30 protein-coding genes are annotated in these 25,472 nt (G+C 43.2%); 5 read left to right on the forward strand and 25 right to left on the reverse strand.

The features are described 5' to 3' along the window. Positions 1 to 129: 129 nt before the first annotated feature. Positions 130 to 1,272, forward strand: coding sequence for a patatin-like phospholipase family protein (locus ACHUFM_RS02645; protein ID WP_394179291.1), 1,143 nt, complete (start codon positions 130 to 132; stop codon positions 1,270 to 1,272). Here ACHUFM_RS02645 and murI read toward each other — a convergent pair. The 8 genes from murI to ACHUFM_RS02685 are packed head-to-tail and all read right to left on the reverse strand — an operon-like array spanning position 1,269 to position 7,860. Beyond that, positions 1,269 to 2,072, reverse strand: a complete 804-nt coding sequence (gene murI / locus ACHUFM_RS02650; protein WP_394179293.1) for a glutamate racemase — start codon at positions 2,070 to 2,072, stop codon at positions 1,269 to 1,271. The genes ACHUFM_RS02645 and murI overlap by 4 nt on opposite strands. Continuing rightward, entirely contained in the window at positions 2,069 to 3,166 is a 1,098-nt protein-coding gene (gene murB, locus ACHUFM_RS02655) for a UDP-N-acetylmuramate dehydrogenase (protein WP_394179295.1), read from the reverse strand. Before murB ends, murI begins: the two co-directional genes overlap by 4 nt. 23 nt (positions 3,167 to 3,189) lie before the next feature. Continuing rightward, entirely contained in the window at positions 3,190 to 3,657 is a 468-nt protein-coding gene (locus tag ACHUFM_RS02660) for a low molecular weight protein-tyrosine-phosphatase (protein ID WP_394179297.1), read from the reverse strand. Beyond that, positions 3,654 to 3,851 carry a Trm112 family protein gene (locus ACHUFM_RS02665; RefSeq protein ID WP_394179299.1) on the reverse strand — a complete coding sequence of 66 codons (198 nt, stop codon included), beginning with the start codon at positions 3,849 to 3,851 and terminating at the stop codon, positions 3,654 to 3,656. The genes ACHUFM_RS02660 and ACHUFM_RS02665 overlap by 4 nt, the downstream gene beginning before the upstream one ends. Next, entirely contained in the window at positions 3,844 to 4,881 is a 1,038-nt protein-coding gene (lpxK, locus tag ACHUFM_RS02670) for a tetraacyldisaccharide 4'-kinase (protein WP_394179302.1), read from the reverse strand. The genes ACHUFM_RS02665 and lpxK overlap by 8 nt, the downstream gene beginning before the upstream one ends. Beyond that, the gene (locus tag ACHUFM_RS02675; protein ID WP_394179304.1) at positions 4,878 to 5,300 is read right to left on the reverse strand and encodes an ExbD/TolR family protein; all 423 of its coding nucleotides are present in this window, start codon (positions 5,298 to 5,300) and stop codon (positions 4,878 to 4,880) included. The genes lpxK and ACHUFM_RS02675 overlap by 4 nt, the downstream gene beginning before the upstream one ends. Beyond that, positions 5,297 to 5,923 (reverse strand): MotA/TolQ/ExbB proton channel family protein, encoded by a 627-nt coding sequence (locus tag ACHUFM_RS02680; protein WP_063334339.1) that lies wholly within the window; start codon positions 5,921 to 5,923, stop codon positions 5,297 to 5,299. The genes ACHUFM_RS02675 and ACHUFM_RS02680 overlap by 4 nt, the downstream gene beginning before the upstream one ends. Before the next feature lie 26 nt (positions 5,924 to 5,949). Further along, positions 5,950 to 7,860, reverse strand: coding sequence for a ComEC/Rec2 family competence protein (locus ACHUFM_RS02685; RefSeq protein WP_394179307.1), 1,911 nt, complete (start codon positions 7,858 to 7,860; stop codon positions 5,950 to 5,952). A 43-nt stretch (positions 7,861 to 7,903) separates the two neighbouring features. Between ACHUFM_RS02685 and ACHUFM_RS02690 the strand changes: the two genes are divergently transcribed. Further along, positions 7,904 to 8,413 (forward strand): DUF2062 domain-containing protein, encoded by a 510-nt coding sequence (locus ACHUFM_RS02690; RefSeq protein ID WP_394179309.1) that lies wholly within the window; start codon positions 7,904 to 7,906, stop codon positions 8,411 to 8,413. A 154-nt stretch (positions 8,414 to 8,567) separates the two neighbouring features. Here ACHUFM_RS02690 and ACHUFM_RS02695 read toward each other — a convergent pair whose 3' ends face one another. The 6 genes from ACHUFM_RS02695 to dapA all read right to left on the reverse strand — a co-directional run bounded on the left by ACHUFM_RS02695 (position 8,568) and on the right by dapA (position 14,589). Further along, entirely contained in the window at positions 8,568 to 9,551 is a 984-nt protein-coding gene (locus tag ACHUFM_RS02695; protein WP_394179311.1) for a sugar phosphate isomerase/epimerase family protein, read from the reverse strand. A 328-nt stretch (positions 9,552 to 9,879) separates the two neighbouring features. Then, a complete protein-coding gene (locus tag ACHUFM_RS02700) occupies positions 9,880 to 10,572 on the reverse strand; it encodes an ABC transporter ATP-binding protein (protein ID WP_394179313.1) in 693 nt (230 codons plus the stop codon). Beyond that, complete coding sequence (locus ACHUFM_RS02705) at positions 10,565 to 11,809, reverse strand: lipoprotein-releasing ABC transporter permease subunit (RefSeq protein ID WP_394179315.1); 1,245 nt, start codon at positions 11,807 to 11,809, stop codon at positions 10,565 to 10,567. The genes ACHUFM_RS02700 and ACHUFM_RS02705 overlap by 8 nt, the downstream gene beginning before the upstream one ends. A 63-nt stretch (positions 11,810 to 11,872) precedes the next feature. Beyond that, a complete protein-coding gene (gene purC, locus ACHUFM_RS02710; protein ID WP_394179317.1) occupies positions 11,873 to 12,589 on the reverse strand; it encodes a phosphoribosylaminoimidazolesuccinocarboxamide synthase in 717 nt (238 codons plus the stop codon). A 39-nt stretch (positions 12,590 to 12,628) separates the two neighbouring features. Continuing rightward, positions 12,629 to 13,711, reverse strand: coding sequence for a hypothetical protein (locus ACHUFM_RS02715; protein WP_394179319.1), 1,083 nt, complete (start codon positions 13,709 to 13,711; stop codon positions 12,629 to 12,631). Next, positions 13,708 to 14,589, reverse strand: coding sequence for a 4-hydroxy-tetrahydrodipicolinate synthase (gene dapA, locus ACHUFM_RS02720; protein ID WP_394179321.1), 882 nt, complete (start codon positions 14,587 to 14,589; stop codon positions 13,708 to 13,710). The genes ACHUFM_RS02715 and dapA overlap by 4 nt, the downstream gene beginning before the upstream one ends. Positions 14,590 to 14,772: 183 nt before the next feature. Here dapA and bcp point away from each other — a divergent pair, with 183 nt between their 5' ends. Continuing rightward, positions 14,773 to 15,222: a thioredoxin-dependent thiol peroxidase gene (gene bcp / locus ACHUFM_RS02725; protein WP_394179323.1), complete on the forward strand. Its 450-nt coding sequence runs from the start codon at positions 14,773 to 14,775 to the stop codon at positions 15,220 to 15,222. Between the two features lie 55 nt (positions 15,223 to 15,277). Here bcp and ACHUFM_RS02730 read toward each other — a convergent pair whose 3' ends face one another. After that, on the reverse strand, positions 15,278 to 16,258 hold the full coding sequence (locus tag ACHUFM_RS02730) for an aldo/keto reductase (protein WP_394179325.1): 981 nt from the start codon (positions 16,256 to 16,258) through the stop codon (positions 15,278 to 15,280). Between the two features lie 48 nt (positions 16,259 to 16,306). On the opposite strand from ACHUFM_RS02730, the gene ACHUFM_RS02735 reads away from it, so the two are divergent. Next, positions 16,307 to 17,188, forward strand: a complete 882-nt coding sequence (locus ACHUFM_RS02735; RefSeq protein WP_394179327.1) for an AEC family transporter — start codon at positions 16,307 to 16,309, stop codon at positions 17,186 to 17,188. A gap of 70 nt (positions 17,189 to 17,258) precedes the next feature. Here the strand turns inward: ACHUFM_RS02735 and queF are convergent, their stop codons facing one another. The 3 genes from queF to ACHUFM_RS02750 are packed head-to-tail and all read right to left on the reverse strand — an operon-like array spanning position 17,259 to position 19,778. Further along, entirely contained in the window at positions 17,259 to 18,077 is an 819-nt protein-coding gene (queF, locus tag ACHUFM_RS02740) for an NADPH-dependent 7-cyano-7-deazaguanine reductase QueF (RefSeq protein ID WP_394179329.1), read from the reverse strand. 8 nt (positions 18,078 to 18,085) lie between these two features. Further along, entirely contained in the window at positions 18,086 to 18,859 is a 774-nt protein-coding gene (locus tag ACHUFM_RS02745; protein ID WP_394179331.1) for an ABC transporter permease, read from the reverse strand. 4 nt (positions 18,860 to 18,863) lie between these two features. Then, on the reverse strand, positions 18,864 to 19,778 hold the full coding sequence (locus ACHUFM_RS02750; protein ID WP_394179333.1) for an ABC transporter ATP-binding protein: 915 nt from the start codon (positions 19,776 to 19,778) through the stop codon (positions 18,864 to 18,866). Positions 19,779 to 19,838: 60 nt separating this feature from the next. Between ACHUFM_RS02750 and ACHUFM_RS02755 the strand changes: the two genes are divergently transcribed. Next, positions 19,839 to 20,246: a PA2817 family protein gene (locus ACHUFM_RS02755; protein ID WP_394179335.1), complete on the forward strand. Its 408-nt coding sequence runs from the start codon at positions 19,839 to 19,841 to the stop codon at positions 20,244 to 20,246. A gap of 35 nt (positions 20,247 to 20,281) precedes the next feature. On the opposite strand, the gene fabF is transcribed toward ACHUFM_RS02755, so the two are convergent. The 7 genes from fabF to ACHUFM_RS02790 all read right to left on the reverse strand — a co-directional run bounded on the left by fabF (position 20,282) and on the right by ACHUFM_RS02790 (position 25,379). Further along, a complete protein-coding gene (gene fabF, locus ACHUFM_RS02760) occupies positions 20,282 to 21,520 on the reverse strand; it encodes a beta-ketoacyl-ACP synthase II (protein ID WP_394179337.1) in 1,239 nt (412 codons plus the stop codon). Positions 21,521 to 21,626: 106 nt separating this feature from the next. Next, positions 21,627 to 21,860 (reverse strand): acyl carrier protein, encoded by a 234-nt coding sequence (acpP, locus tag ACHUFM_RS02765; protein ID WP_013796367.1) that lies wholly within the window; start codon positions 21,858 to 21,860, stop codon positions 21,627 to 21,629. A gap of 130 nt (positions 21,861 to 21,990) precedes the next feature. Beyond that, positions 21,991 to 22,725, reverse strand: coding sequence for a 3-oxoacyl-ACP reductase FabG (gene fabG, locus ACHUFM_RS02770; protein ID WP_063334304.1), 735 nt, complete (start codon positions 22,723 to 22,725; stop codon positions 21,991 to 21,993). Between the two features lie 35 nt (positions 22,726 to 22,760). Then, positions 22,761 to 23,684, reverse strand: a complete 924-nt coding sequence (gene fabD, locus ACHUFM_RS02775) for an ACP S-malonyltransferase (RefSeq protein WP_394179340.1) — start codon at positions 23,682 to 23,684, stop codon at positions 22,761 to 22,763. Continuing rightward, positions 23,684 to 24,628 (reverse strand): fatty acid synthesis protein, encoded by a 945-nt coding sequence (locus ACHUFM_RS02780; RefSeq protein WP_394179342.1) that lies wholly within the window; start codon positions 24,626 to 24,628, stop codon positions 23,684 to 23,686. Before ACHUFM_RS02780 ends, fabD begins: the two co-directional genes overlap by 1 nt. 11 nt (positions 24,629 to 24,639) lie before the next feature. Then, positions 24,640 to 24,819 carry a 50S ribosomal protein L32 gene (rpmF, locus tag ACHUFM_RS02785; RefSeq protein ID WP_013796371.1) on the reverse strand — a complete coding sequence of 60 codons (180 nt, stop codon included), beginning with the start codon at positions 24,817 to 24,819 and terminating at the stop codon, positions 24,640 to 24,642. A gap of 17 nt (positions 24,820 to 24,836) precedes the next feature. Beyond that, positions 24,837 to 25,379 carry a YceD family protein gene (locus ACHUFM_RS02790; RefSeq protein ID WP_394179345.1) on the reverse strand — a complete coding sequence of 181 codons (543 nt, stop codon included), beginning with the start codon at positions 25,377 to 25,379 and terminating at the stop codon, positions 24,837 to 24,839. Between the last annotated feature and the right edge of the window lie 93 nt (positions 25,380 to 25,472).

Consider the following 25,472-nt stretch of genomic DNA (forward strand, 5'->3'; position numbering starts at 1 on the left):
AAATGTAATATCAGAACGGCACAATAATTATCTAAACGCATAACAGGATTGGATTTTTTGATCTTTCTTCATCATACTCAATGACAGTGATAAATTGTTTATAAGAAACAATCAGCTGGCTTGGATGTTATGAAAAACAATAATGCTTTGATTTTATCGGGTGGTGGTGCAAGAGCAGCCTATCAAGTCGGCGTTTTATCTGCAATGGGGAAAATGTTACCGAAAAAAACCGCGTTACCCTTTCCGATATTATGTGGCACATCAGCAGGCGCATTAAATGCCACTATGCTGGCATCCTATGCGGATAATTTTTCTAAAGCAGTTTCCACTCTGGCGTTTGTTTGGCGGCACTTAAGCCCAGATCAAATTTATACGTTAGGAAGATGGCCGTTAGCCACCTCTGTGACCAAGACCCTGCTGTCACTTTTTCACCTTCACAATCACGCTGAAGCCATTGCCATCATGAACAATGCCCCCTTACGGGAACTACTCAGCAATCATTTGGATTTCACAAAAATTCAGCAAGCCATCGATAACGAACGACTATCAGCCCTAGCGGTGACGGCGATGAGTTACAGTACAGGAGAATCAACGACGTTTTTTGAAGGACGAGACTCATTGCAAAACTGGCAAGGTAAACGCCGTAAGGGTATGAAGACTAAGCTGGGGGTGGATCATTTACTGGCATCCAGTGCCATACCTGCGATTTTTCCTGCCCATAAAATCAATCAACACTATTACGGAGACGGTGCGATTCGTCAAAAATCCGCCATCTACCCTGCTCTGCAATTAGGCGCTGAGAAATTATTTATTATCGGAGTAAGTGGTAATCGAAGTCCAAAAAAATGGTCGCTATCAGATGATAAAAATGAAGTCAGTGCACCAAGCATGGCGCAGATTCTAGGCCAGCTATTAAACAGTGCGTTTATTGATAACTTAGAAGATGACATTAATCAGTTAGAATTGATGAACTCACTAATACGAGACTTACCTGCTGAGAAGCGACAAAACTACCCTCAATTGCCAACTGAAACTCTGATTATTTCCCCTTCAGAGGAATTAAATGAAATTGCCAACCATTATCTGCATACACTACCAAAGAATATCCGGGTGTTATTAAAATCGGCTGGTGGATCATCAACAGACAAAATCAGTTCAGCGGCCAGTTATCTGCTATTTACACCACAATATTGCCGCGCGTTAATGGAATTAGGCTACCAAGATGCCATGTGGGAAAAAGATAAAATTTTGGCTTTTATTAATCCAGCCTAAATAGAGACAATACGCTTGTTTTTTACTCGATCAGGCTGGCACACCCAATGTAACAACCGCTCTATACTGTCTTCTGATGAACTCGTGCATAAATCAATCTGTCCCGTTTTATCGGAACAGATAGCCAAACTCATTTGTTCAGGATAAGCAGCTTCTAAACGCCTTTTTAATTGCGAAGACACCCCTTCGCTGGGCTCAACAATGTCACAATCAGCACCTAGATACTCGACAAAATATGACTTAACTAAAGGATAATGTGTACAAGCAAGCACCAAGGTATCTACTTCGTCCTGATTCATCTTTTCACACAATGACTCAATGGTCTGGCGAACTCGTGTCTGACTTTCTGGCCAAGCATCAATATCGTAGGCCAGACTAGCGCTCGACATAATGTGCACCTGACTGTCTGCTTGCCACAACTCGATTAATTGATTTAAACGACGACTTTTCGCTGTCACTGGCGTTGCCAACACGGCCACCCTACGTTGTTTACCTAAACGAAAAGCGGGCTTTACCGCTGGCTCAACGCCAATAACCGGTAAATAGGTATTCGCTCTAAGAGTATCAATAGCGGCCACCGTCGCGGTGTTGCATGCCACAACGATAGCGGCAACTTGTTCCCGCTCAAAGAATTGACCAATGGTGATCAAACGCTGCTGTAGTTGCTCTGTTGTTTTGTCACCATAGGGAGCAAAACCATCATCCGCTAAATACAGTAAATCCAAATAGGCTTGCTTCTTATGGATAGCGTTTAAGATGGTTAAGCCTCCAGCGCCAGAATCAATCACTCCAACCTTCAAGTTTGCGGCTCCCCACTAAGCTTATCACTTAGCTCTTTCTGACCAAGTAGGGGTAACTGCACTGGCTCACGTTCTAGCTCAACACCATATAGATTGAACACATTGGCTTTTATATTGGCTTCAAGCTCCAATAATGGCTCGGCTTTTATGGCTTGATGATTCACCAATACCAAAGCTTGTTTTTCATACACCCCTACACCCTGCTGCGTTTTGCCTTTCCACCCAGCTTGATCAATTAGCCAACCAGCAGCCAGTTTAAATGCATCACCATGGGGGAATGAGACTAATGATGGAAACGATTTCTTGAGTTGAGTGTGCTGCGCCATACTGACAATTGGGTTTTTGAAAAAACTGCCGGCATTGGCTAATACTTTGGGGTCTGGCAGTTTACTACTGCGAACCTGACAAACCGCTTGAAACACTTTTTTCAAGCTTGGCTCACCATCAATTTGATTGACTAGTCCGCCATAGCTAAGCATGAATTCAGCGCGTTTTTTTAAACTTAGTTCGATGGCAGTAATGAAATATTTATCTTTCCACTGACCTTTAAAATGACTATCACGGTAAGCAAAACCACAGTCTTGCGCATTAATCCAGTAGACATCCAAAGTGTTTCGATCTAAAACCTGAACACGGGCTAATGCATCCTTTACTTCAACACCATAAGCACCAATGTTTTGTACTGGGGCGGCCCCTGCTGTGCCCGGAATTAACGCCAAATTCTCAACACCAAACCAATGTTTTTGCACAGTAAACTCAACTATTTCATGCCAATTTTCACCAGCGCCCACAATCAAACTAATACGATTGCCACTTTCTTCCTTGGCATGACAACCTCTAAGGCGATTGATGATCACCAGACCAGGAATGTCCGCACTGATTAGAAGATTGCTGCCCCCCCCTAACATGGTGACCTTGATATTGTGTTGTTTGGCCCAATCCACTAGTGATTTTAGGGTCATTAAATCGTCTACAAGGGCAAAAAATTCAGCCTGATAGTCAAATCGAAATGTATTGTATTGCTGCAGAGAAACGTTTTTTTCTACCCTTGGTGGTAAAATCGTCGCATCACTAATATGTTGAGTCGAGTCCATGAGTCCATGCTTATGGTTATACGTTAATGGGAAGCGATATGATCTAAAAAGCGCTTAGCGATTTCAATGAGGTGATGACGCATTTCAGTAAAGCCTTCTTCACCACCATAGTAAGGATCGTCCACTTCACCTAATGACACATAATCTGCAAATTCACCAAACATCACTAACTTAGCAGGAGATTGACTTGGCTGAAGCTGCTTTAGTTTCTGATAATTCGCACGATCCATTGCTAAGATCCAATCAAACACGTAGAAATCGTCTTCTGTCACCTGTCGTGCCCGTTGACCGGTGATATCGATACCCACTTGTTTTAATGTTTCTATGGAACGAGGATCTGGAAGCTTGCCGATATGGTAAGCCGCTGTTCCAGCTGAATCTAGAGAAAGATTAAGACCTTTACGCTCAGCCTCATGCTGCAAAATCCCCTGTGCAGCAGGTGAGCGACAAATATTTCCTAAGCAAACAGTAAGTACCCGTATTGGTGTCATTTTGATGAACCAGATTCCAGGCGTTCATCCGTGCTTAACGTGCGGGCTTCTGTCTCTAAGAGAACCGGAATGCCATCACGAATCGGGTAAGCCATGCCGCCCATTTTACTGACCAGCTCAGTGCCATCTTTACTCAAGGTTAAACCAGACTTGGTCACTGGGCAGACTAAAATATCTAATAATGATTTATTCATGAGTCACTTCTACTTTTATCGAATTAAGTTTGGCTAAAAAAGCCTCTTTAAAGTCATCTGGTAAGGCTAACGAAATAGGCAGATACCAAATATTTGAGTTGTTGAGGGCTAAAGCCTGACACTTTACGGCGTCTTTTTCCGTCATAATAACGGCTTTGTCATTCGGAATGTCCGACGCTTTAAACCCATGATGGTCAGAAAACCATTGATAAGTGCAAGCAGCTTCGTTTAAGCCCTTATCCTTTAAGGTTCGCTTAAACCGCTCGGGATTTCCAATACCAGCCATCACATGCCACTGTCGGCGCTCTAAAAAAGCTGTCTCACAAGCAAGCTGACGTTTACCATCCAACGAATATAAATAATCAGAGGTTATCGCCATCAAACGCACGGGGTGATTTAAAGCCTTTAAAGAATCGGTTTGCTGCGGCGTAATACTCACCACAAAATCCACGTCATTGAGGCGAACTTGTGGTTCTCTTAATGGTCCAACCGGCAACAATTGCTCATTTCCCAACCCTCGTTGAGCATCTATCATGGCAATTTCAATATCACGATCTAAAGCATAATGCTGCATACCGTCATCACTAATGATGACATCCAATATATGTTCTTCTAATAGCAATTCAATGGCTTTTTTTCGTTCCGGAAAGACTACCATTGGGCACTGAGTTCGACGTGCTAACATAACAGGTTCGTCGCCAACGACCTCTGCTAGGCTCTCGGCATCTACCTTCTCCGGTTTGGATAATGTAACCCCATGACCACGTGAAATAATACCGACCTTCAATCCACTTGCTGTGAGTAATTCACATAGAGCGATCACCATTGGTGACTTACCCGTGCCGCCAACGCTAATGTTACCCACCACCACGACAGGTACCGGTGCACGATAACTGGGCGTTATCCCTAATAAAAAATTTTGGCGTTTTTTGGCAACAAGATAACGAACTATAGGTTGAATGGGTTGGAAGACATGAGTCCAGCCGAATTTTCGATACCAAGCACGTGTAAAGCAAGACTCGATGTTCACGGATTAGACTCTTTTTGCGCGGTATGAGCCAGCTTAGTAATACCCAACTTAGCGGCCGCATCATACACTCTTAACACCATTTCATAAGATGACTGTGCATCAGCCGTGATAATCAAAGGGCGAGTATTATCTCCTTGCGTGACTTCGCTTAAACCTTGAACTAATGTTGCAACTTTTTCATTGATCAGCGTCTGTCCATTAATCACATATTGACCATCAGCGGTAATGACTAACTCAACCGTCTTATCTCGATCACTCGCTGGAGCATCGGAAGTCGCCGTTGGTAGATCAATGGTCAGTTCCGTACTTTGGTTAAACGTAGTGCTGACCATAAAAAAGATTAACAACAAAAAAACCACATCGATTAACGGCGTCAGGTTAATTTGTACGTCATCTATTTTTTGACGACGAAATTTCACTGGGCCACTCCCGATTTTTCTCTATCACCATGAATCGCATCAACTAACTTAGTGGATTGTTGTTCCATGGTCACAACAAGCTCATCAATACGGCGGCTAAAAAAGCGATGGAAGATTAATGCCGGAATAGCAACACCTAAGCCTGCCGCCGTGGTCAGCAATGCTTCTGAAATGCCGCCGGCCAATAAAGCGGTATTGCCCGCGCCGTTCTCCATTAGTACGGAAAAGACCTTAATCATACCAACCACGGTGCCCAACAAGCCCAATAAAGGCGAGATGGCAGCGATGGTCCCTAAGGTATTCATAAAACGCTCTAGCTCATGAATAACATGGCTTGCTGCCTCTTGCACACTCTCTTTCATCGCACCACGACCATGCTTAGAAGACACTAAACCAGCGGCAAAGATAGAAGCTAACCCCGTTTTAGACTGCATACCACGAATGTAATCTAGCGTCATTTTATCGTCTCGCAGACGCATCATCACATCGCCCAGTAAACCTTTTGGCGCCACACTATTTTTTCGCAATGTCCAAAATCGTTCAAGAATGATGGCCAATGTTAAAATTGAACAAGCCAATAATGGCCACATAAAAACACCACCAGTTTGAATAAAGCTTAGCAAGGGCATTCTCCATTTAAAGTTTGATGCTAATTTAACACACTCTCTAACTTTTCTGCACGCTTGCAAGTGTCAGATTTAAAGAGAAAAAATGAATATCGACATTGGCTGTGCTTAAGGCTAATGCCATCATCACGAAAATAAAAAGATAACATCTCAGAATGATCGATATTCAACCAATTAATCGACAGTGCCGAGAGGATCACGTTGTCTAAATACTCGTCGTTGTGGGCAAGGATAAGCCAATCGGGATTCATTTTTAACAAGGTTGATGGGGAAAGCCTATCGACTTTATCTGGCACCATCCTAATAGAGACCTTGTTGGTATTGCTGGTTAATAAGTTGTTTAGCTCCAAACCAGCAGAAGACTGAACCCAATCATTTATCCATTGCTCTTCGCCTTTTTCCAATACTAACTTACCTTGATGATTTCTCAACACCATATCAGCCTTAGGCTCAATGAACAGAGAGTTTGAAAACAACGACATCCAGATAATGCCAAGTGCTATTCCGCCACGCTTCAAAGGCGTTTGAAAAACCCAAAACAACAGCCACAACAATAAAAGCAACTTAGGTATGCTAGACGTAATGACATTAAAATTCAGTAGTGGACACTCAAATGCAACCCACTCAAGCAGACCAATAACATAGACCAGCCCCCAGTCTAGAAAACAATACACAAACTGAGTTTGAAAGATTAGGGATTCAAGACAAGCGATCATACCGATCGGGAACCACAGACTGGCAGTAAAAGGTATCATTAATAAATTAACCGCAATGGATACGATGGATATAGCGTCTTGCCACCCCAGAATCAACACCATAGACGCAGTACTCAACATCACTTGAGTGGAGATCATTCGACGCCATTGCCATTGTGTTATTGGATAAAAACCAATTAACAAATACACCATGCTAAACGACAGCCATAGCCCAGGACTTAATATGCTTCTTGGGTTTACAAACAACACCAACCACAAGGTAAAACCAATCACCTGAAAAGCACTTAGCTTTACCATCAATACTCGGCTAATTAAGTACACACTGAGCATAATGGACGCCCTAACCACCGGCTCCCCCCAATCCGTCATAAAGCCATAAAGCATTAATAAGGGCACCACCAAAACACACTCTAACTGCCAACGAGTTAAACCGACTAATAAAAGCTTGGCGGGTAACAACCACCAAATCACACGAGCAAGAACGAAACCGATCACCGCCATAAATCCCGTGTGCAAACCCGATACTACGAATAAGTGTGCGAGCCCCAACGTCCTCACTATCCAAGTATCTCTTTGACTCCACAAATCATCCGCCCCGAGTAATAACGCTTTTGAAAAACGCCAGGACTCAAATGTATGAAAGCTTTCATCAAGCCGTTTCAATACTTCGTGTCGCCCCCCCATCGGTAATTGCTTTAGCCATTCACCTTGAACGTTAAATACCAGCTGAGCAGCTTGCCTTTGAATGTATAAATTCTTCAACCACCAAGGCCCCTCTTTATCCGCCAAAGCATATCGAACTAACTCAACTTTGTTAAAATGAGGTGGGATTTGACTGGCTTGCAACAACCGGAAGTCATTAAATTCGACAAAATTTGAACGAATTGATTGTTGATCTGGTAATCGCTGAAAGATCACTTTAACCTGCTTAGCTAGGCTTACAGGGCCCTCTTTGGGTAAAGCACTCAGCAATAAGATTTGCTTGTCCTCAACACTAATAAAATACGCATCCTCTTGACTTAGCAAGATAGTCAGTTCGTCTTCCACCTCTGAAAGCACCACTGACAATAGTGAAATAAAAGTTAAAAACAAAACTAATACGCGCTTTGTGTACATTAGGTAGAGACAGAGAAAGGTGATATGCGTAGAATACAGCCACAAATAATCACTCGGCACCAGAATGGCGCCCATCAAAGTGGACAAACTACTTAGTAACATAAGACCTCCATGTCTTAGATTGCTAAATGACTTTTATCTGATTATGCCTAAGAATTATCTAAAGAAGTACATCCCTGATCCAGAGAAGCTAAAGAAAAATAAAGCGCTCGCGATTCTTGGATCACAAATTTATGAAGCAAACTTATGGCATCTTAACCGTCGTTCTGTTGCGCGTGCTTTTTTTAATGGCTTGTTTTGGGCTTTCATTCCAATGCCATTTCAAATGCTGGCAGCAGCCCTGCTGTCCATTCCTCTAAGAGCCAACATCCCACTTTCTATTGCGCTTGTGTGGATAACCAATCCGATCACCATGCCGTTTGTCTTTTATTTCAATTACAAAGTTGGCACCCACATATTAGGCACACACCATACTAAAGAGTTCAAACTCTCTGTTGAATGGATTTGGGATAAGATGGAGCATATCTGGCTACCCTTATATACAGGTTCTATCGTTACGGGGCTCTTAGTTGGTGCGATAAGCTACATCGCCATCACCATCTTATGGCGTTTACACGTCGTCAAACGCTGGAAAGAACGCAAACAGCGCAAATAAACTTGCTTAGCCCGTTATCTTAAACAAGATAAACACCTTGTACTGAATCATATTTCCCTATGATTTAAACTAAAAAAACCACTGCTGGGTCAATCAAACAGTGGTTTATTGAACAAAACGATCCTAGTTGCTCCATTAAAGACTAAAACGCCGCTTATTTGAAGCCAAACAAGGCTTCTCGCGCAACGTTTAAAGCCGTCACAGCATCTTGTTTTTTCTGCGCGTTTTTTAGCGCCTCCCAATCCATTCGATCCAAGGCGGTATCAATGTGTTTTAGAAAAGAAATCGCACTATTGGCCGCAGCAACACAATCCTCTCTGAAAGGAAATTGATCAAGCTGCCAGACACCTTGCCAATTATTTTTCCTTAAAACATAAAAGAATTCCATCAACTCAATCGGATGAACTGAACCCGCAATCATGTCATCATCCCAGTTTCGCAGATTATCATTCACATCCATACCAAATAGACGCCCGTAATCAATCGCGAGTTGCGCTGAGTCCGCTGGTGATTCACCGCCATAAAGTGCATGACCAAAATCCAACAATACGCCAATATTGGGCAAGTTGATTTTCTCCAATGCTAGCAGTGTACGAGTCATGCTGTCATAACTCATATGATTTCTTGGTTCGCGAGGTTTGTATTCAACAACAAACTTTAAATCCGCATTTTTCTTAGCAACGTTTGTGAGACCTTCCATTGAAAGGTGCCACAATTCATGATGATCAACTTGAAATGGGTAATCCCAACCATCTTGGCCCGGCCAAAGTTTCACATACTCTGCACCTAACTCCCTTACCATCTCGGCCGCTTCATTAATCAGATGCTCAGCCAATTTACGAATTTCAGGATCAGGGTTGGTAAAAGCGCCTTTGGAAAATTGACGAGTATAAATCTCTGGCGTGATACCAATCACACTTAGGTTATTTTTCGCAAGCGCTGCTTTTACCTCTGCGACAGACACGTTACCACCGGGAAAGGGATAATTAATATCGACGACTGAGAGATCATCCACTTGACCCGCCAAATCAATCATTTCCAGTAAAGATCGTTTCGGTCCATAACCATCCGTTGCGTAACGATCTACGTAAGTTGCAAAGTGCCAAATACCAGCACCAAACTTTAGATTGCTAGACATATCCTACCTCATTGCTTTATTAATTTTATTTTTTACAAATTGAGTAAAAGAAACTTGTCACCAAGATTTATTGCTACCTCGAACAGATAATCACCATGGAAACTCATCTATTTATAAAGCGCATAGGATATATTGTCAATCAAGAATATTTATTCATACACTATCAAAACCATGACTTAGTAGATGACATTACCGCACTAAAAAGAAACATAGCTCAAGCTGAGCCATTGAACTTACTGTCATTTAACAATAAATGATGGTGAATGTACTTTGAATCTAGAAGAAGAGATTGCACTAATCTAATTTAGATTAGTGCAAGGATATTGGATCAACTATTGCCTTTAATCAGGCTCAGCTTTCCTTGTGACAACCGATAAGCTGAATCCATCCAACTCAGCATTTTCTCATCATGAGTCACGATGAGAAACGCCATATCGTATTTCACTTTCAGCTCATTGATGAGGTTTTGCACTTCCAAAGAGGTGGTTTCGTCGAGATTGCCAGTTGGCTCATCCATTAACACACAAGCTGGACGGTTAGCCAAAGCACGAGCGATGGCAACACGTTGACGCTCACCACCGGATAGCTGTGATGGCTTGTGATTCAATCGCTCACCAAGACCAACTTGAGTTAATAGTTCAGTACCTCTTGAGATCGCTTGGGATTTATTCATGCCAGCAATCCACATTGGCATCAACACATTTTCCAAGGCTGAGAACTCAGGCAATAAATGGTGAAACTGGTACACAAAGCCCATTTCTTGATTACGGATTTTGGCACGCTTGGCATCACTGAGACTGGACCAAGAAACTTGCGTCAGCTTTACATCACCTGAGCTGGCTAAATCCAGCCCAGCGAGTAGATTCAAAAGCGTTGTTTTACCCGAGCCGGATGCGCCGACAATGGCACAGGCTTGACCTTTATTGAGTGTAAAATCAATAGCCTGAAACACATCTACGGTTTGCTTTCCGTCTTGATATTGCTTTGACAGTGCCTGGCACTCTAATACTAGATCACTCATATCTTAATGCCTCCGCTGGCTCCACTCTTGAAGCTCGCCACGCTGGGTATATCGTCGCGACCACCGTCATAATAAAGGCCGATGTGACGATTAATTCCACATCCGACCACTCTAATTGCGAAGGCAAATAATTAATAAAATACACATCGGCACTGAGGAATTGGACCCCCAACAAAGTTTGTATACCAGCAATAATATCGCTTACGTTCAACGCCAAACTGACACCCAAAATGACACCAATGAGCGTTCCTAACATGCCAATAAACATGCCTTGAACAATAAACACCCACATAACTTGAGTGGAAGTCAGCCCCATTGTTCTTAAAATAGCAATGTCATTGCGTTTATCAGTCACCACCATGACTAAGGTAGAGACAATGTTAAACGCTGCCACTGCCACAATCAGCAGCAGCAACAAACCTATCATGGTTTTTTCCATCTTAATCGCTTGGAACAGATTACCATGAGTACGCGTCCAATCACTCACACGGTTCTGACCTGGCACCGCTCTTGCGATGTCCCAAATCTCGGTTGGTGCAACAAAGAGATCATTAAAAGAAATTCGCAATGCTTCGACACTACCAGGTTGATAGCGCTTTAGTTTTGCCGCATCCGTTATATTGATGTACGCCAAACTACTGTCTAATTCCGCCCCAACCTCAAAGGTTCCCACCAAGGTAAAACGCTTTAAAACAGGCGCGACACCGGCAATAGAGACGCTTGCTTTAGGCAAGATGGCCGTGACTTTATCGCCAATAGAAACTCGTAGTTGTCTTGCTAGCTGAGCGCCTAAAACAATGCCAAAGCGCTGATCTTTGAGTGCATCAAGCGAGCCGGACGCCATATTATCGTCAATAATCGATACTTTCTTTTCCATATCAGGGTTGATGCCATTCAGAATGGCACCGTGGACACTGTCCCCCGACTGAAACATTACTTGTGCTTGAATATGAGGGGCGACGGCGACCACATTTGGCATTGTTTCAACTAACTTCGCCGTTTCCTGCCAATCATCCAATATTGGGTTTCCCCATAGCGTTGCATGAGGCACCATCCCTAATATTCGCTCTCTGAGCTCACGATCAAAGCCATTCATCACAGAAAGAACGGTAATTAGCACCATTACACCAAGCGCTAAACCGGCAATCGATGAAAAGCTGATAAATGAAATGAAATGATTGGAACGCTTTGCTCTAGCGTAGCGTAGCCCAATGGTAACCGGAAGGAAGTTAATCAAAATATACCCTTACATGGCAAAATGGAGGACAAAGCCTCCATTAGTAAACATTGCCAAGACGAATTAAGCGTCGAAGTCGATGCCAATACGACGGCCAATGTCTTCGTATGACTCAATCACGTTACCTAAACCCTGACGGAAACGGTCTTTATCCAGTTTTTCTTTGGTTTCAGCGTCCCACAAGCGACAACCATCAGGTGAAAATTCGTCGCCTAACACAACCTCACCTTTGAAAAGACCAAATTCCAACTTGTAATCCACTAGGATCATGCCACCTTGGGCAAATAGCTCTTTTAGAACCTGGTTCACTTTATAAGTTAATTCTTTCGCTTTGGCTAAATCATCTGCTTTTGCCCAACCAAAAGATTCAACATGAGACTCATTGATCATCGGATCGCCAAGTTCATCGTTTTTCAAAAACAGTTCAAATGTTGGCGGTGTTAATGTCGTCCCCTCTTCAACACCTAAACGGCGGCACAAGCTACCAGCCGCCACATTACGTACCACACATTCTACAGGCATCATATCAAGACACTTTACCAAACACTCAGTGTCGCTGAGTAGTTTTTCAAAGTGAGTTGGAATGCCTGCTTCTTGTAACTTAGTCATGATGAAAGCATTAAACTTGTTATTGACCATGCCTTTGCGGTCTAACTGTTCAATTTTTTTACCATCAAAAGCTGAGGTATCATCACGAAATACTAGAACCATTTTGTCAGGATCATCTGTACGAAATACAGATTTTGCCTTACCTGCATATAGCTCTTGTCGTTTTTCCATTGGAGAGTCTCCGGTTTGATTACGAGGGGTTAGTCTTAGTTATTTTACAAATCTCTGTGCAATTCTAAAGGAAGCAATTTCTGGGTTTTCTAGGGCAGATACATCCACCACTAAGAAATTACCTGCTTTCTGCTGAGTAATTTGATAAGGGTATTCTCTTTCTTGCCAGCTAACATCATCTAGATCACGGCGATATACATTAAATAGCTTCTGCTTTTTACCATCGGTACCCAATGGCAAATTGAAATCAATAATGTCACCAACACGTGCCACTTTATCAGCAGGTACAGGTGCCAATAGTTTTTCTTCACCTGGCATTAAGTAAATTCCTGATGCCTTCAGTTTTGCCTCAAACTCCGCTTCAGAAAGATTTTTACCTAAATAAATAGCATACATCCCCTGATGGTCAACCCAAACAGGGAAGGCAGCAACACCATTTTTGCTATTTGAAAGATATGCAGAAGACTGATTTAGCTGACGACCAAACGTTCCCCAAAGACGAACCGCTACAGATTCAGCATCATGATTGGACATAGGCGATTGCCAATTGATCGTTTGCTCGTCGCCCTGCTCTACTTCTCGGTATTGCAAGGTCACGGTGGTGACACCATCTGTTTCATTAAACTGGAAGAAAAAGGCCGTCTTCGCAGGGTGCACGCGAGTAATATCGCTCCATAATGACGCCCACCAGCCCTGCGGATGGAAATCAAACGGAATAGAAGTGATGGTATCATCCGTTTGAGAAGCAACAGATTGTCCTGCACCATGCAGAGCAGTTAGAAAATCTACAACAATTTGCTTTGCGTCTGCAGCTTTTGTGTTGAGAGTATAAGTCACGGATGTGTCTTGTTCAGCAAAAGCGACTTTATCCATTGGATAATAGACAAATGGAGCACGAGGCGTTTCAAACGGCTCTGGATTGTTCAAATCCGCTATGTCATTTTCATTTGGGATAACCAAAGCATCTTTAGACTCTATCGAGCCCGCTGGCACCTCTAGAGTATGATGAGTACCTGCTTCCTGCTGGTAATCATTTGAATGATCGGTAAAAAAGCTACTACAAGCCGTTAATGACAATGCCACGCCTGTTGTACCAACAACTTTAATCAAACCCTTATTCATACTAATAACACTCCTGCTTCAACCATAGCTTGCCTAACCGCTGCATGATATTGTTCTGACAATGGCGTCAAAGGCAAACGAATACCGTCATGACATAATCCCAGCTGACTAGCAGCCCATTTAACTGGAATTGGATTAGATTCTAAAAATAAGTTTTTATGCAAAGATGAAATGGAACTGTCTAAACTGTGGGCTTTTTCAGCATTGCCTGCAATGGCAAACTCAGCAGCTTGAGCGACCACCTTAGGCGCCACATTGGCGGTCACAGAAATATTGCCTTTACCGCCCAACAACATCAGTGCCACAGCGGTTGGGTCATCACCTGAATACACAGCAAAATCAGCAGGAACGGCTTCTAGCAAGGCTTGACCACGTTCCAAATCACCGGTCGCATCTTTGATGCCCACAATGTTGCTCACACTGGCCAGACGAACCACGGTCTCATTCTGCATATCACAGCCAGTACGCCCTGGGACATTATAAAGGATTTGAGGAATGTCAACGGCTTCCGCAATGGCTTTGAAATGTTGATACAACCCTTCTTGAGTTGGCTTATTGTAATAAGGCGTCACTAACAAACAAGCGTCTGCACCAGCCTCTTTTGCACTCGCCGTAAGGTCAATGGCTTCATGTGTTGAATTCGCCCCAGTACCAGCAATGACGTGAACTCGTCCATTCACTTTTTTCACAACCTGGCGAATCACATTGGCATGCTCTTCATGGGTTAACGTAGACGACTCACCTGTTGTACCAACGGCGACAATACCGTGAGTTCCTTCATTAATATGAAACTCAATTAGATCATCCAACTTCTCAGTGTCTACAGCGCCATCGGGTAACATGGGAGTGATAAGCGCAACTAAACTACCTGTGATCATTTTTGAGTCTCCGATAAAATTATAAGCGCGCCTATAGTAACGCTCAGCCACAGGTTTAACAATAATTGACGGCTGTAAAGCCTGTGTAATTTTCGCTTAACAAGGTTTGTAGAAGATTTTTTTGCTTTGAATTGTTAAGCTAATAATATATCTATCATTTTTCATACAAGTTAGAGAGATTTTATGACCATTGAAGTAGGACAAGTCGCACCTGATTTTTCAGCCAAAGATCAAAATGGTGAAACCATTACCCTAAGCCAATTCAAAGGTAAAAAAGTGGTGCTGTACTTCTACCCAAAAGACAACACTCCTGGCTGTACAGCCCAAGCTTGTGATTTACGCGACAACTATAAAGCCTTATTAGACCAAGGTTATGTTGTATTAGGCATTAGCCCAGACACAGAGAAAAAACACCAGAACTTCATCGCTAAATACGAACTGCCTTTCCCACTGATCGCCGACACCGAGAAAGAAGTTCATGAACTTTATGGCACTTGGCAGCTGAAAAAATTCATGGGTAAAGAATACATGGGGACAGTGCGTACAACCTTCATCATTGATGAAAACGGTGTGATCGAAGAGATTATTGCAAAGGTAAAAACCAAAGCACACGCCGAACAAATCTTAAAATAACCGCATCACAATAAAAAATGCTCCTAAGCCACTGGTTTAGGAGCATTTTTCTTACCTAAATACCGCCACGAATATGCTGGCGAACCTTGGTCTGATAAAAACCTTTTAGCCTAGCATGAAGTTCGCCATCCAAGGCAGGCAACTCTGACGCTTGCGCATTGCGAATAACCTGACTGGACTGGCTAGCCCCAGCGATAATAGTTGAAACCTGTGGTTGATCAAGTATCCAACGTAAAGCTACATCTAATACATTCTGATTGGCTGTTAACTTCCCGCTTAGCTCACTAACCAAATCCACTCCTGTGTCGAATGGAATACCATTAAAGGTTTCACCGACATGGAACGCCGCCCCATCTTTATTATAAGAACGGTGATCCTGTTCACTAAATTGATAACCGTGATGCATTTTTCCTGTTAACAAACCACTGGCAAGGGGCAGGCGAACAATCACACCAACATTTTGCTGTTCAACGAGTGGAAAGATCTCTTCAACGGCGTCTTGACGAAAGACATTGAACAGCATTTGCAAACTAGCAAGCTTATCACTTTGACAACAGAACTTAGCTTCATCAAGCATCTCAACACTGGCTCCAAAATGCTCAATGACGCCCTCCTTCTGCAAGTCTTCCATCCAGGCCAATATGTCGCCCGCAAACAAAACGTCTCTCGGCACACAATGAAGCTGAGCGAGGTTGATGACATCAACGCCCAAGCGTTTAGCCGAGGCTTGAAGACTCTGTTTAACTTTTTCTTTGGTGTAACCATCGGGATAAAGAGCCGCGTCACGACCGACCTTTGTTGCTATTTTTGGCTTACTTGATGATGAGGCTAGCCAACGACCAATTCTCTCTTCGCTCAATCCTGCGCCATAGACATCGGCTGTATCAAAAAAATTAATACCTTGTTCCATAGCCGCCTCTAATACGGCTAATGCTTGTTTTTCTTCAACTGGCCCAAAATCATTACCTAATTGCCAACACCCCAAGCCTATTTCTGAGATCGTCCAGCCGGTTTTGCCTAGTATTCTTGTTTTCATCTGTTATCCTTATTTTTTCGATTTTAATCATGCAGTTAAGAGGCATTTGTGCTTTCCTCAATTACCCTCGCTCTCACCCCCATCATCCTGATTGCAGGTCTAGGATTTTTATTAGGTAAACGTACAGATTATTTAGATGCACCGCAAATCGGTAACCTAATATCCAATATTGGTATGCCTGCACTGCTTTTGACTTCCGTCTTATCGATGAACATGGAAATCTATTCCATGGCAAAAATCCTATTTGCCAGCATACTAATATTGTTCACTATGACACTTATCACTCTAGCTTTCCTTAAGCTAACAGGTCAATCCATTCGCTTTTACCTGTCACCATTAGTGAATCCAAATGCCGGTAATCTGGGCATTCCAATTGCTTACGCTCTATTTGGTGAATCTGGGCTAGCCGTCGCCGTTGTAGTATCGTCGGTCGTACAAATTAGCCATTTCACCCTAGGGGTGGGTCTGATGTCGGGTCAATACCACCCTAAACAGTTACTTAAGAATGGACCTGTGATTGCCCTGCTAATTGGTGTTATCGCCTTATCACTTTCCATTAAGCTGCCTGACGCCATCATGAATACCTTAACAATGGTCAGCCAAATCACCTTACCAATGATGCTCTTACTGCTGGGAAATTCTTTAAGCAAACTGACGTTCAAGGACAGCGGAAAGCTGAAAAGTGCTGTCCTTTTCTCTTTCTATCGACCTTTTATGGGCACTTTGGTAGCCCTAGGCATTACCAGTCTATTGCCTCTGACCCCAGTCGAGAAAAGTGTATTGATCATTTTGAATACCATGCCTGTGGCCGTTATCAGCTACATGTTAGCAACCAAATACAAGGGGCCAAAAGAAGAAATGGCGCTGATGATTTTAGTGTCATTACCGATTTCATTAGGCATCAGCGGAATGCTTGGCTGGCTCTCCTAACAGATTAAGAAGTGACTTTAATTAGCTATAAAAAAACCACACTATGTGTGGTTTTTTTATAGCTCTAACCCTACTGCCTACTCAGTCTATCATTACCTAAGACCAAGCCTTGCTGAGTTGAACGATATGGGTTGATGTCCAAACCACCTCGACGCACATATCTTGCATACACAGTCAAAAACTCTGGCTGACAAAGACGCATGATGTCGATAAAAATGCGCTCAACACACTGTTCATGAAAATCGGTATGTTCACGGAAAGAAACAATGTATTTCAACAAGCTTTCATGATGAATTTTCGGACCGCGATAATCAATAAACACCGACCCCCAATCAGGTTGATTGGTCACTGGGCAATTTGACTTGAGCAAATGACTCACTAAGCGCTCTTCAACCTGACCAGCCTCTTTATCAATTTGCAACAAGTCACTGTTGGGGTGATAGTTCTCAATGATCACATCCAAATCGTCAATACAATAGTCCGGCGTTAACACAACCAGCGAGGACATCGCATCAAGATCTCGAATGGCGACACTAACGCTCGCTCCCGCGGCGGCGGACAAGTCTTTCTCAAGGATGTCTTGAACCTGATCACGACTCTCATAACGCATTTGATTTAACGAGTTAAGGTATAATTTGAACGACTTAGACTCAATAATATTGGGCGACTCACATGGCAGACGAAATTCAGCCATAGCAACCATAGGCTTGCCATTCATATCCAACCAAGACAACTCATATGCATTCCAAATGTCTTCTCCATAAAAGGGTAAACGTTCAGACGCGATTCCCATCTCTGTCCATTTATCAACCCGTGCAATGGGATAAAGCAACCATGCATCGTATTCAGAAACATACTCCGTTTGCTGACCTAAGGGTAAAAAGCCCATAACTTACCTCAACTTCGAATGCCTTTGCCCTGATTGAGCAAACTCAAACCGTACCAAAACAAAACCACAATAAACACACTCACCATCACTAGGGCCCAATATATATTGATATCAGAGACACCTAAAATCCCGTAACGGAATGCATTCACCATATACAGAACTGGATTCAATAAAGATACCGACTGCCAAAAGTCAGACAGTAAATCAATCGAATAAAACACCCCACCCAAGTAGGTTAAAGGCGTCAAAATAAAAGTAGGAACAATGGAAACATCATCGAAACTACGAGCATAAATCGCGTTCACAAAGCCACCAAGCGAGAACATGATGGCGGTTAGGCAAACCACCAACACTGTTAAAAATAGGTTTTCTAGTGCTAAGTGAGTAAAGAAAAGCGACAAAATGGTTACAATAAAACCAACAAACAAGCCACGAGCAACCCCACCTAGCACATACCCTAGCAGAATAACCCAATTAGGCGTTGGCGAAACAAGTAACTCTTGAATGCTGTGCTGAAACTTCGCCGAAAAGAAAGAGGACGACACATTTGAATACGAGTTGGTAATTACCGACATCATAATCAAACCAGGCACAATGTATTGCATGTAACTAAAGCCGCCCATTTCACCAATACGGTCACCAATCAAATTACCAAAAATAGCAAAATACAAGGTCATGGTAATGGCTGGAGGTAACAGAGTTTGTGGCCAAATACGAGTAAAACGGCGAATCTCTCTCACCAAAATGGTATAGAATGCAATCCAAATTTCTGAGTTTTTCATCTACTTAGCCTTTAATCAATTTAACAAACAGCTCTTCCAATCGATTCGACTTATTGCGCATGCTAACCACATTCACATTCGCCTGATCTAAAGCACTGAATATACGATTTATCGATTGCCCTTTTACCACCTCTACTTCCAAACTGCTGCCGTCATTATTCAAAACGACATTAAAGCCTTCAATCGACCAGTCCAGCGGTAAAGCTTGATCCAAATCCAAAATAAAGGTTTCTTGATTCAGCGTTTTTAAGAGCGCTTTGACACTGGTGTTTTCAACAATTTCACCCGCATTGATAATGGCGATATTACGGCAGAGTTGTTCAGCCTCTTCAAGATAATGAGTCGTCAAAATAATGGTTGTGCCATCTTCGTTTAACCCTTTAATGAATTCCCACATAGAACGACGTAGCTCGATGTCCACGCCAGCCGTAGGTTCATCCAAAATCAAGACTTCAGGCTCATGAATTAACGCTCTGGCAATCATCAAACGTCGCTTCATTCCACCCGACAACATACGAGACTGAACGTCTTTTTTATCCCATAGGTCTAATTCTTTAAGATATTTTTCAGCACGCTCAGCAGCCACCTCTTTATCGATGCCATAGAAGCCGGCTTGAGTCACAACAACATTAAAGACCGTCTCAAACACATTAAAATTAAATTCTTGTGGCACGACCCCTAAATATTGCTTTGCTTTGGCAAAATTTTTATCAATGTCTTCCCCGAAAATGGCCACTTTACCTGAAGATTTATTGACCAAAGAACACAGAATGCCAATAGTGGTAGACTTACCCGCCCCGTTTGGGCCAAGTAAAGCGAAGAAATCGCCCTTCTCTACCGTTAGGTTTACGCCTTTTAATGCCTCAAAACCACTTTCATAACGCTTTTTGAGGTCACTAATTTCGATCGCATATGTCATAATTACCGCTCTCGTACGGCATCAGCCGACTCAATAGTTACTAATTAAATAGGGTTTTACGTGGAATCACGCACACAATACATACTGAGCGCCTTTGCAGACTTACGTCAGCGAATTGCCGAACATGATCCTTTTAACACAACAGATCTGGCAGAAGAAGAAATTGATTTTCTTGAAAAGTGGGATCAACTAATCGCTCGCATTGAATCAAATGCACCAGATTATACATTTGATGCCCAAGAAGTATTGTCTCGCTTTATTCGCTGCTACCCAAACCTCGTCCCCTTGATTAAACGTGAGTTACTTTGGTTTATGGGCGGTGAATGTTTGCATTTCTTAGGCGATGAAGAAATCAGTTTCTACCAACAGCTTGAAGATCAATTGTATGAATTAGACCGCCAGCAAATTGACTATAATTTGCAGGACGAAATCAACAAGCTAAGAGATACGTCAAAAAACTTGCATTAGAACAATGTAGGGCGGCGTAAACCGCCCTACATAGCCTAGAGTTTTTTAAACACTAAAGTGCCGTTGGTCCCACCAAAGCCAAACGAATTATTTAATACCACATCAATCTTTCGCTTCTGTGGCGTAATCGGCACGTAATTCAAGTCACAGCCCTCACCCACTTCTTCCAAATTAATGGTTGGTGGCGCTACTTGATCGCGAATCGCCAAAATAGAGAAAATGGACTCAACCGCGCCAGATGCACCTAACAAATGCCCAATCATAGATTTGGTTGAGCTAATCGCCACGTCAGAAGCATCTTCACCCATCACAGATTTCACGGCTTGAGTTTCAGCCAAATCCCCTGCCAAGGTGGAGGTGCCATGAGCATTGATGTAATCGATTTCCATTGCCGCCACACCAGCGTCATTCAGAGCGGCGGTCATAGCAGCCGCGGCCCCTTCACCACCCTCCGGTGGCGCTGTCATATGATGCGCATCATCACTCATACCGAATCCTGCCAATTCCGCATAAATGGTCGCACCACGTGCAACAGCATGCTCATATTCCTCTAGTACAAGAATGCCGGAACCGTCGCCCATAACAAAGCCATCGCGGTCTTTATCCCAAGGACGACTCGCGGTTTTGGGATCATCATTACGAGTTGACAAGGCTCTCGCTGCCCCGAAGCCCCCAATTCCTAATGGAGTGATCGCCATTTCAGCGCCACCTGCAATCATGACATCAGCATCTCCATAAGCAATCATTCGACCGGCCATACCGATGTTATGAGTCCCTGTGGTGCAAGCCGTCACAATTGAAATATTCGGTCCTTTAAAGCCAAAACGTATCGCTACGTGGCCAGAAATCATATTTATAATCGCGCCTGGAACAAAAAAAGGCGAAATACGTTTAGGGCCGGATTCATTCAATAGCTCTAGATTTTTTTCAATCATTGGCAAACCACCAATGCCCGAACCTATTGCACAACCAACGCGAGCCAGATCCACTGTCTCATCACGAATGTCAGCATCCTCCAGTGCCTGAACAGCAGCGGCGATACCATATTGAATAAAAAGATCCATTTTGCGTGCTTCTTTAACGCTCATATATTGAGTCGCATCAAAGTCACTTACTTGAGCCGCAAAACGCGTGGAGAATTGATTAGTATCGAAAGAGGTAATGTCTGACACACCACTTTTGCCTTCTAATATATTATCCCACGTATCTTTCACATTATTGCCAAGGGGTGTCACCATTCCCATACCAGTGACTACAACCCGACGACGAGACATAAGATTCCTCCAGAAATCCACCACCACTACTTGAGATGGCTATTAATAAGAAAAGCCGCTGTAACGAATACAAGCGGCTTTTCGGGAAACTCAGTTCACCAATAGATTACAAGTTAGCGTTGATGTAGTCGTTCGCTGCTTGTACTGTAGTGATTTTTTCAGCTTCTTCATCAGGAATTTCAGTATCAAATTCCTCTTCAAGCGCCATAACCAACTCAACTGTGTCTAGGGAATCTGCACCTAGGTCATCAACAAAAGATGCTGAAGCGACAACCTCTTCCTCTTTAACACCTAGTTGTTCACAAACAATTTTTTTAACGCGTTCTTCAATGCTACTCATTAGAAGTTCCTACTCTACTCATTAACAGCTCATTGTGAGCATATTATAATATTCGATCGCCTTACGGCATGATTCTCAACATGAACCGGAGACGTATTTTCGTTGAATTAAAACTAAAATTCAACTCAAATTACGACATATACATGCCACCGTTGACATGTAAGGTCTCACCGGTGATGTAAGCAGCGCCTTGCGACGCCAAAAATGCGACAGCTGCCGCAATTTCTTCAGGTTGACCAAGACGAGCGGAAGGCACTTTTTCAACCAATTTGGCTTTGTGCTCTTCTGGCAACACCTTAGTCATATCTGTTTCAATAAAGCCTGGGGCAACACAGTTAATCGTAATGCCACGCGAAGCAATTTCAGCTGCCAAGGAGCGACTAAACCCTTCTAGACCTGCTTTCGCTGCAGAATAGTTAGTTTGTCCACCATTCCCCATAGAGCCAACTACTGAACTAATGCTAATCACTCGACCAAATTTTGCCTTGGTCATGCCGCGCAAGCAAGCTTTTGTCACACGGAAGACAGATGTCAAGTTGGTGTTTACCACTTGCTCCCACTCATCTTCCTTCATGCGCATCATTAAGTTATCGCGAGTAATACCCGCGTTATTCACCAAAATCGTTGGCGCACCGAACTCAGCTGTAATTTCTTTAACAACCGCATCGACTGAATCACTGGATGACACATCCAAAACCCAACCCTTACCATTTTCACCTAGGTATTCGCTAATACTTTGCGCACCAGATTCACTAGTAGCTGTTCCGATTACCGTTGCACCCTGCTCTGCAAGAACGGTTGCGATGGCTTTACCTATGCCGCGTGTCGCTCCTGTCACTAGGGCAATTTTTCCTTCAAGACTCATGCCTGTCTCCAATATTTACAAATTAAACTGAATATTTATCCAGCCAATGTTGACTCAAAGCCAGCCAAATCTCCAATAGAAGACGCAGCTAGTCCTTTGACAATTCGTTTGTTCAATCCACTCAACACCTTGCCAGGACCACACTCAATCGTTGTGGTCACACCCAGCTCAGACAGCAATAACACAGACTGTGTCCACAACACTGGTTCACTCAGCTGTGCCACCAAGTTGGCTTTGATAACCTGTGGATCGGAAACGGCCTGACCAGTCACATTTTGCACCAAAGTACAGGTCGGCTCTTTGAATTCAATCGAATTTAACTTAACCGCCAGTTTTTCACCAGCTGGAATCATTAATTCACAGTGCGATGGTACACTAACAGGTAAAGGCAAAGCACGTTTAGCTCCGGCCTCTTTTGCGTTTTCCATTGCCGCTTCAACGGCTGCAACATGACCTGCAATAACGACTTGACCAGGGGAGTTGAAGTTTACGGCACTAACAATTCCGTCTTCCGCTTCACAGGCTGCGACGACTTTAGCATCATCTAGACCAATGATCGCCGCCATTGCACCTTCACCAGCAGGCACAGCCTGCTGCATATATTCACCACGCAACTTAACCAGCGCCACAGCGTCAGCAAAAGCCATCACACCAGAACACACTAAAGCAGAATATTCGCCTAAGCTATGACCTGCGACATAAGCAGGCTTTTCACCACCCTGCTGTTCCCATAAACGCCACAAAGCAACACTTGCCGTAAGAAGCGCTGGCTGAGTTTTATCGGTTTGACTGAGTTTCTCGGCATCATTCTGCACAAGATCCCACAAATCATAACCAAGTACTTCAGACGCTTCAGCAAAAGTTTGCTGAATAATGTCGTGTTTTTCAGCTAAATCAGCCAACATCCCCAATTGTTGAGAACCTTGCCCAGGAAAAACAAACGCAGTTGTTGTGCTCATCACATCTCCTCTTTACTAAGTCGCGACTCAATGGCTTTACTTAAATTAGCCCGCGCAATATCCATTCCATATTCAATCGCCCCAATCATAGCAGGCAGATCAGAGCGACCATGACCTTTTACCAAATTGCCACGCACACCCACTAAACAAGCACCATGGCGACGTTCAGTTTGGTAAAAAGTCTCAAAAACAGGCACTACTTGTTTTGAATCACCAAATTTATTCATTAAAAAAGACAACAGACCTTCCGAAGCTTTTAGGACAGCATTGCCCACCATACCATCACAAACAATGACATTTTTTTCACCTTCAAATAAATCTGTACCTTCAGCATACCCTAAATAATTAGGCCAACTCTTATCAATTAAAAGGCCATCCGCCTCTTTTATTACCACACTGCCCTTTGAACTCTCTACACCAACGTTGAGCAAGCCTACGTTGGGAATCTCATCACTTAACGCTTCGACGTACGCCGCCCCTAGCTCAGCAAAACCAACCAACATAGACGCAGGACAATGCACATTGGCACCCAAGTCCACCAAACATCTAAGCGGGTTTGAATACAATTCACGAATCAAGGCCGGATACAATTTAGGACGAATAACACCCAATAAATGCCTCGCCAAAGCCACCATGACACCTGTATTCCCCAGCGTTACGACAACATCAGCTGCGCCCGATGACAAAGCGTTAATGGATTGATAGAGAGAAGTGTCGTGTCGACGAAATAAGGATAAAACAATGTCTTCATCCGCTTTAATTACATCGCGGCAAGCGATCAATGTTAAGCGATCATGATGTGCAGGCAGATCAAGCCCATCAACTGGAGTGTAGTAAAGAGTGATGACGACACCCGGATATTGAGCCAATATCGAGACCGCACCCTCAAAAGCAATGCGGGGACCTAAGTCCCCGCCCATAGCGTCTAAAGCTACCCTGATCATGGGTATCTTAGTTACTCACCTTTAGGGGCGATAACTTGACGGCCACGGTAAAAGCCGTCTGCAGAAATGTGGTGACGGCGGTGAAGTTCACCAGTTGTCTTTTCTACAGATAGTGTTGCGCTAGTCAAAGCATCGTGTGAACGACGCTGGCCGCGACGTGAACGAGTTACTTTACTTTTTTGTACTGCCATTTTTGGAGCTCCTAACTTTACTTAGCCTTTAATTGGGCCAATATACTAAATGGATTCGGTTTTTCGTCATCCGCTGCGTCATCGGTAGACGATGCATACTTTTGAGTTGTTGGGTTGCAACCACTTTCGTCGTGATAAGCGACTATAGGTAAAGCGAGTATAATTTCTTGCTCAACCATGTCTGCCAGAATTACTTCACCATCGGTCATGACAACAGGATCGTAATTCGCTGGTAGATTTTTCGCATGGTCTTCGTCATAGACGAACCCCAATGCAAGATCAACCTCCAAATCATGATCAACCGCACCCATACAACGCTGACAAACAACCTGTACATTTGCAGTTAATGATCCGGTAGCAATATATCGCCTATCCTCATCAACTCTAAAGTCTAAATGTATAAATGCATTACCCTCATCAGAGGCTAAAATAGCACACAACTCCTTAAATTGATTAAGGGGCATGTTCCCTTCAAATGCCAACTCATTGTTAGCATATTTACGAGGGTCAAAATATTTAGGTAATGTGTCATTTAACATGGCGGCAAATGATATTGCCAAGGGGCGCCATTGTCAAAGTCTAAGTACGCTTTAAACGCTTTTTTTCACTTTATTTTGAAACAGATAGGCAAAAAAAAGTAAAATTCATTCACT

The organism is Marinomonas posidonica (genome assembly GCF_043643765.1).
GTDB classification, from domain to species: Bacteria; Pseudomonadota; Gammaproteobacteria; order Pseudomonadales; family Marinomonadaceae; genus Marinomonas; species Marinomonas posidonica_A.